5 protein-coding genes and 1 pseudogene are annotated in these 6,871 nt (G+C 39.4%); 4 read left to right on the top strand and 2 right to left on the bottom strand.

Features of this window, described 5'->3' with window-relative positions; genetic code table 11:
* Positions 1 to 9: 9 nt before the first annotated feature.
* Positions 10 to 2,013, top strand: coding sequence for an excinuclease ABC subunit UvrB (uvrB, locus tag HC176_RS09715; RefSeq protein ID WP_167918001.1), 2,004 nt, complete (start codon positions 10 to 12; stop codon positions 2,011 to 2,013).
* A gap of 86 nt (positions 2,014 to 2,099) precedes the next feature.
* Here uvrB and HC176_RS09720 read toward each other — a convergent pair whose 3' ends face one another.
* Positions 2,100 to 2,513, bottom strand: a complete 414-nt coding sequence (locus HC176_RS09720; protein ID WP_167918002.1) for a TerB family tellurite resistance protein — start codon at positions 2,511 to 2,513, stop codon at positions 2,100 to 2,102.
* 371 nt (positions 2,514 to 2,884) lie between these two features.
* On the opposite strand from HC176_RS09720, the gene HC176_RS09725 reads away from it, so the two are divergent.
* Positions 2,885 to 3,142: a DUF1456 family protein gene (locus tag HC176_RS09725; protein WP_167918003.1), complete on the top strand. Its 258-nt coding sequence runs from the start codon at positions 2,885 to 2,887 to the stop codon at positions 3,140 to 3,142.
* A gap of 39 nt (positions 3,143 to 3,181) precedes the next feature.
* Here the strand turns inward: HC176_RS09725 and sucC are convergent, their stop codons facing one another.
* Positions 3,182 to 4,372 carry an ADP-forming succinate--CoA ligase subunit beta gene (gene sucC, locus HC176_RS09730; RefSeq protein WP_167918004.1) on the bottom strand — a complete coding sequence of 397 codons (1,191 nt, stop codon included), beginning with the start codon at positions 4,370 to 4,372 and terminating at the stop codon, positions 3,182 to 3,184.
* A 204-nt stretch (positions 4,373 to 4,576) separates the two neighbouring features.
* On the opposite strand from sucC, the gene lysA reads away from it, so the two are divergent.
* Together lysA and HC176_RS09740 are read left to right on the top strand one after the other, a co-directional pair.
* Positions 4,577 to 5,815, top strand: coding sequence for a diaminopimelate decarboxylase (gene lysA / locus HC176_RS09735; RefSeq protein WP_167918005.1), 1,239 nt, complete (start codon positions 4,577 to 4,579; stop codon positions 5,813 to 5,815).
* Between the two features lie 92 nt (positions 5,816 to 5,907).
* Positions 5,908 to 6,697 (top strand): annotated as a pseudogene (locus tag HC176_RS09740) (transposase family protein).
* The last annotated feature ends 174 nt before the right edge of the window (positions 6,698 to 6,871 follow it).

The following is a 6,871-nucleotide window of genomic DNA, read 5'->3' on the forward strand; positions in this document are numbered from 1 at the left end:
AAACAACAGATGAAATTTAAAGTAGCTTCTGAATTTAAACCCACCGGCGACCAACCTCAAGCCATAAAAAAATTGGCCCAAGGCATTGAAACGAACGAAAAATACCAAACCCTACTTGGTGTTACCGGATCGGGCAAAACCTTTACCGTAGCAAACGTTATTGAAGAAGTGCAACGCCCTACTTTGGTATTGGCGCACAACAAAACTTTGGCCGCCCAGTTATATTCAGAGTTCAAACAGTTTTTTCCAGATAACGCGGTTGAATATTTTGTGTCATACTACGATTACTATCAGCCCGAGGCTTATATTCCTGTTTCTGGCGTTTATATTGAAAAGGATTTATCCATTAACGAGGAAATAGAAAAAATGCGCCTCAGCACAACGTCATCGTTACTAAGCGGGCGACGCGACGTTTTAGTGGTGGCTTCCGTTTCTTGCCTTTACGGTATCGGAAACCCTGTCGAGTTTCAAAAGAACGTGATTACCCTAAAACGCGATCAAGTAATTTCTCGAACCAAGTTGCTCCATCAGTTGGTGCAAAGTTTATATTCCAGAACCGAAAGTGATTTCCGCCACGGAAATTTCAGAATAAAAGGGGATACTGTGGATATTTTCCCTAGTTATGCCGATGATGCCTTCAGAATTCATTTTTTTGGTGATGAGGTTGAAGACATTGAATCGTTCAACATTCAAACTAATAAAATTGTTGAAAAATACGACCGATTGAATATCTACCCGGCCAACATGTTCGTGACGTCGCCCGAGGTGCTTCAAAATGCTATAAAGGCCATTCAGGACGATTTGGTTAATCAATACGATTATTTCAAAGACATTGGAAAACATTTAGAGGCCAAAAGATTGAAAGAACGCACCGAATTCGATTTAGAAATGATTCGCGAATTAGGATATTGCTCAGGTATTGAAAACTATTCGAGATACTTGGACGGCCGCCAGCCCGGCACTCGCCCGTTCTGCCTATTGGATTATTTCCCGGATGATTATTTAATGGTAGTGGATGAAAGCCACGTAACCATTTCGCAAGTGCATGCCATGTACGGTGGCGACCGCAGCCGAAAGGAAAATTTGGTAGATTATGGGTTTAGATTACCTGCTGCGATGGACAACCGCCCCTTAAAATTTGAAGAGTTTGAAGCACTACAAAACCAAGTGATTTATGTGAGCGCTACCCCTGCCGATTATGAGCTGCAAAAAACAGATGGGGTTTATGTGGAACAAATTATCCGCCCCACCGGATTGTTAGACCCCATAATTGAAGTCCGCCCAAGCTTAAATCAAATCGATGATTTAATCGAGGAAATCCAGCAACGGGTTGAAAAAGACGAACGCACCTTGGTAACCACGCTTACAAAACGCATGGCAGAAGAGCTGACCAAATATTTAGACCGTATTCAAATTCGTTGCCGTTACATCCACAGTGATGTAGACACTTTGGAACGGGTTGAAATAATGCAAGATTTACGAAAAGGCCTATTTGATGTTTTAGTGGGCGTAAATTTATTACGCGAGGGCTTGGATTTACCCGAAGTATCGTTGGTAGCCATTTTAGATGCCGATAAAGAAGGCTTTTTACGCTCCACAAGATCTTTAACCCAAACCGTGGGGCGTGCCGCCAGAAACCTCAACGGAAAGGCCATAATGTATGCTGATAAGATTACCAACAGCATGCAAAAAACCATTGATGAAACCAATTACCGCCGCGAAAAGCAAATGGCCTACAATACTGCCAACAACATCACCCCAAAGGCATTGAACAAAAGTTTAGATAATGCTTTATCTAAAAACTCTGTGAGTACCTATAGCTATGAGCTGCAAGCAGCCAAAGCCGCCGAACCGGAAAGCGAGTACTTAAGCAAACCCGAGTTAGAGAAAAAAATACGCGAAAAGCGAAAAACTATGGAAGAAGCCGCCAAAGCTTTAGACTTTATTGTAGCTGCCCAGTTACGGGACGAAATTAAAGTATATCAAGAAAAACTAGAAAAGCTAAAAGTTTAACCTTTTAGCTTTTCATTTTTTACAACTATTGTTGCGCTATCAACACTATTAATTAGTACTTAGATAACATCTTAGTACAAAAGGGATTAATTATACTGTGTTTTAAAAATGTCTATTAAGACATCTGGTGGAACTATTTTATTCGGGAAGCTGTCCATCAAGTACAAAACCTTAGTAATGGACTCATGGCTCAACCCCATTCTCAATCCAAAATTATAAAGTTTGGTTACTCCCGCTTTTTCGTTTTCACCTTGGTATTCCTGTTCAATATTCATTAACAGCACCAATCTATGGAACTGAACTATACGCTCGCTGTGCGATTTTAAATGGGTATATGAAACGGGGTTTTCCAATAAATAATCGAAATCCTCGCGGGCTATATCAAGTTGTTTTGCCACTCCCAGCAAAAAATTATACTCTATTCTACGTATGTCTTTATCATATTTTGCAAAAGCAATCATTTCAGATAAAAGACTTAATTTTTCTACTCTATTAATCATGTTGTCGATGGATAAATCAATTTATCATAAAGTTACGCACCAGAGGCTCTTTTATAATCGTAGATATAATGTAGCTTATCGAAAAACAATACGTATTTAATCGTATATTTTATTTATTTCATCATTAGCGAATTTTATTCAGCTAATAAAATTGCATTTGGTCAATTCTAAAAAAATAACAAAAATGCAACATTTAATTATAAAATACTGACTCATAGCTTATTATTGTTTTTTTGAGTTGATTTTCAACACAAAACGTGGCAATACTAATTTTAAGGTATCTTTGCTACTGTTGAAAACGTCAATTCTTAGTGCCCTTCAGGTAAAAATCGATGAAATGCACTATCCACATAACATAAACTAGAGAGCACATGACAAATAATGATATTTTGAAAAAATTACGCGTGGCGTTAAAGTTGCGCGATGACGATATAGTAAAAATTTTGGCATTGGTTGATTTTAGGATTTCGAAAAGTGAACTCGGTGCGTTTTTTAGGCGGGAAGACCACCCCAAATATATGGAATGCGGTGACCAGATTTTACGAAACTTTTTAAACGGACTGGTAATACACCTACGCGGGCCAATGCCCAAAAAGGGCGAAAAGAAAGCACAAAAAAAGAGCAACTAATTTATAGTTGCTCTTTTTAATATTTTATTACCTAAAAGCTTAAGACAATACCTCCTGTACTTTATCGGCAGCTGCTTGGAATTCAGTGGCACTTAAAACGTCCAAACCTGAATTGTCAATCAATTCTTTTGCAACATCGGCATTGGTACCTTGCAAACGTACAATAATTGGCACGTTAATGTTACCCATATTTTTGTAAGCATCAATAACGCCTTGCGCTACTCTATCGCAACGTACAATACCTCCAAAAATGTTAATTAAAATCGCTTTTACAGCTGGATCTTTTAAAATAATTTTGAAAGCGGCTTCAACACGAGCTGCATCGGCAGTACCACCAACATCTAAAAAGTTTGCAGGCTCACCACCAGCTTGCTTAATTAAATCCATAGTTGCCATAGCTAAACCAGCACCATTTACCATACACCCAACGTTTCCGTCAAGGTCAACATAGTTAAGTCCTTTTTCTCCAGCCTCAACTTCAATGGCACTTTCTTCACGAATGTCTCTAAGGTTAACATAATCCTTGTGTCTGTAAAGGGCATTGTCATCAATAGTTACTTTGGCATCAACCGCCATAATCTTGTTATCGCTGGTTTTTAAAACCGGATTGATTTCAAACAACGAAGAATCAGACTTCACATAAGCCGTATACAAAGCTGTAACGAATTTGGTCATTTCCTTAAACGCCGTACCAGACAAGCCCAAATTAAAAGCTACACGTCTAGCTTGGAATGGCATAATGCCAACAGCAGGATCTATCTCTTCTGTAAATATTAAATGAGGCGTTTCTTCGGCTACGGTTTCAATATCCATACCTCCTTCGGTAGAATACATGATCATATTACGCCCAGTACTTCTGTTAAGTAAAACAGACATGTAAAACTCGCTGGTTTCGCTTTCGCCAGGGTAGTAAACATCTTCAGCCACTAAAACTTGGTGTACACGCTTACCCGCTGCAGAGGTTTGCGGGGTTACCAAGTCCATACCAATTATTTGGCCTGCTAGCTCTTCAACTTCCTTTAAGTTTTTGGCTAGTTTTACACCGCCACCTTTTCCACGACCACCTGCATGAACTTGTGCTTTTATAACATGCCAGCTGGTTCCAGTTTCATTTGTTAATTGTTTTGCTGCAGCTACGGCTTCTTGGGCATTTTGTGCCACAATACCACGCTGAATGCGTACGCCAAAACTGCTTAGTATTTCTTTACCTTGATATTCGTGTAAATTCATAATGTACTTGATAAGTTTTAAGAATCACAAATGTATATAATAGCAATAACTTACCCTAATAAATAATGCCGAAAACCGCTAATATCCAATCCTGAAATATTTCGAATTGTTAAATAATTAACTTTCTGTTTAATTATATAAATTTTTTAGATGAATTCTTTGTTATAAGGTTTTATGAAATATCTTTGGCGAAAATTTGAAATCATGACAGAAAATCAATTGCTGAAAATTGCACAGGAGTTTGGCAGTCCCGTTTACGTTTACGACGCCAACAAAATTGAAGCACAATACAAAAGACTTACCGGTGCTTTTAAAAATGTAAAGCACTTAAAATTAAACTATGCAGTTAAGGCATTATCGAACATTTCTGTTTTAAAACTATTGAAATCCCTTGGCTCTGGAATTGATACGGTTTCAATTCAAGAAGTAAAATTGGGATTGGCTGCTGGGTTTTCGCCCGATCAGATTATTTTCACACCAAACGGCGTGTCTTTAAACGAGATTGAAGAAGCCGCCAAATTGGGGGTTAAAATCAATATCGACAACCTTTCTATTTTAGAGCAGTTTGGTACCAAGCACCCAAAAACTCCGGTTTGTATCCGCATCAACCCGCATGTTATGGCTGGTGGAAATGCTAATATTTCAGTGGGGCACATCGATTCTAAATTCGGAATTTCCATTCACCAAATACCGCACATTTTGCGTATTGTTGAAAATACCAAAATGACCATTAATGGTATACACATGCATACGGGTAGTGATATTTTGGATATTGAAGTATTCCTGTACGCCAGCGAAATTTTGTTCGAAACGGCCAAGCAATTTAAAAACCTCGATTTTATCGATTTCGGTTCTGGTTTTAAAGTACCTTACAAAGAAGGCGATATTGAAACGAACATTGAAGAATTAGGTCAAAAATTAAGTGAACGATTCAATGAATTCTGCAAAAACTACGGAAAAGATTTAACCTTAGCATTCGAGCCCGGAAAATTCTTGGTAAGCGAATCGGGTTATTTTTTAACGCAAGTTAATGCCGTGAAGCAAACTACCTCAACAGTATTTGCGCAGGTAGATTCTGGCTTTAACCATTTAATCCGTCCTATGTTTTACGGGTCGCACCACGACATCAGCAATATTTCCAACCCTAATGGCCGTGAGCGTTTTTATACCGTAGTAGGTTATATTTGCGAAACCGATACTTTTGGCAGCAACCGAAGAATCAAAGAAATCACTGAAGGCGACGTACTTTGCTTTAAAAATGCGGGCGCTTATTGTTTCTCGATGGCCAGCAATTATAACTCGCGGTTCCGCCCTGCTGAAGTACTTTGGCATAACGATAAAGCCCATTTAATTAGAAAGCGCGAAACGTTTGAAGATATTATGAAAAATCAAATTGAAGTAGATTTTTCTAATAAAAAAGAAAAAGCCGTTTCGGCTAAATAAAACTTAAAAAATATGAAGTGATTTAAACTTTTTTTTGTATCGAAAGAAAGGGCTACGGACATTTGTGTCGCTGAACATAAATCCCATAGCTCATGTACAAAGTACTCGACAAAGATACAACAAAAATGGAAATAGTGCCCAACATCCCCTTTCCCAAACGAGGATTTCCCCCTACGGTTCTTTGCGAGATCGTCAATGCGATTCTCCACAAGATGAAACGGGCGTGCAATGGGAGTTTTTGCCCGTAAGGCCCTATGCTGGCAATCGGTCTATTACCATTACCGAAAGTGGTGCCTTGACGGAACGTTCCAAAACTGCTGGACAGCGATCCTACGGAGGTACAAGGGCGAACTCGACCTTTCATGGCGGCCACACCACGGCCATAAGGGGCGGCGAATCAGTGAACTATCAAGGCCGCAAGAAGCGCAAGACCACCAACGCCCTCTATCTAGCCGAAAGGCAGGGGCTGCCCTTGGCCATGTCCGAGCCTGTTTCGGGAAACCACAACGACCTGTTCGATACCGAAGTCCAGTTCGAGGTGGTCACATAACGCAGGAAAGGGCCGACATCAAAATCGAAGGCCTGTTCCTCAATGCCCATGCGGGCTTCGACTCCAAGGATTTCAGAGCGGCCTGTTCCAAAAAGGAAATCAACGCCAATATATGTTTCAATAAAAGGAACGGCAGCAGCGATAGGAACGAATATTTCGACAGGGATTTGTACGATGAGAGGTATGCCGTGGAACGGACAAACGCATGGATGGACAGTTTCCGCTCCCTGCTCAATAGGTTCGACACGACACTGGCCAGATGGAAGAGGGCCAACTATCTGTCATTCATCGTATTGACCCTAAATAAAATCAAAACAAAAAAGTTTAAATGAGTTCTATTACTAATCTGATTAAAAGATAAGAAAAAGTAATTATTTAAATTGGCAGTATCTCACTAAGTGTGTAAAGTTTAAATATCGAGGGTTGCAACCCTCGATATTTTTTTTTGTTTAATTTTAAATTTTATACACTTATGAAGAAAGAAGATTTTCTGAACGATGATTTTT

Source organism: Tamlana crocina, from assembly GCF_012037625.1.

Coding starts and splice junctions, on each gene's coding strand:
- sucC (WP_167918004.1), bottom strand. CDS start 4,372: ATGAATTTACACGAATATCAAGGTAAAGAAATACTAAGCAGTTTTGGC.
- HC176_RS09725 (WP_167918003.1), top strand. CDS start 2,885: ATGACAAATAATGATATTTTGAAAAAATTACGCGTGGCGTTAAAGTTG.
- HC176_RS09720 (WP_167918002.1), bottom strand. CDS start 2,513: ATGATTAATAGAGTAGAAAAATTAAGTCTTTTATCTGAAATGATTGCT.
- uvrB (WP_167918001.1), top strand. CDS start 10: ATGAAATTTAAAGTAGCTTCTGAATTTAAACCCACCGGCGACCAACCT.
- lysA (WP_167918005.1), top strand. CDS start 4,577: ATGACAGAAAATCAATTGCTGAAAATTGCACAGGAGTTTGGCAGTCCC.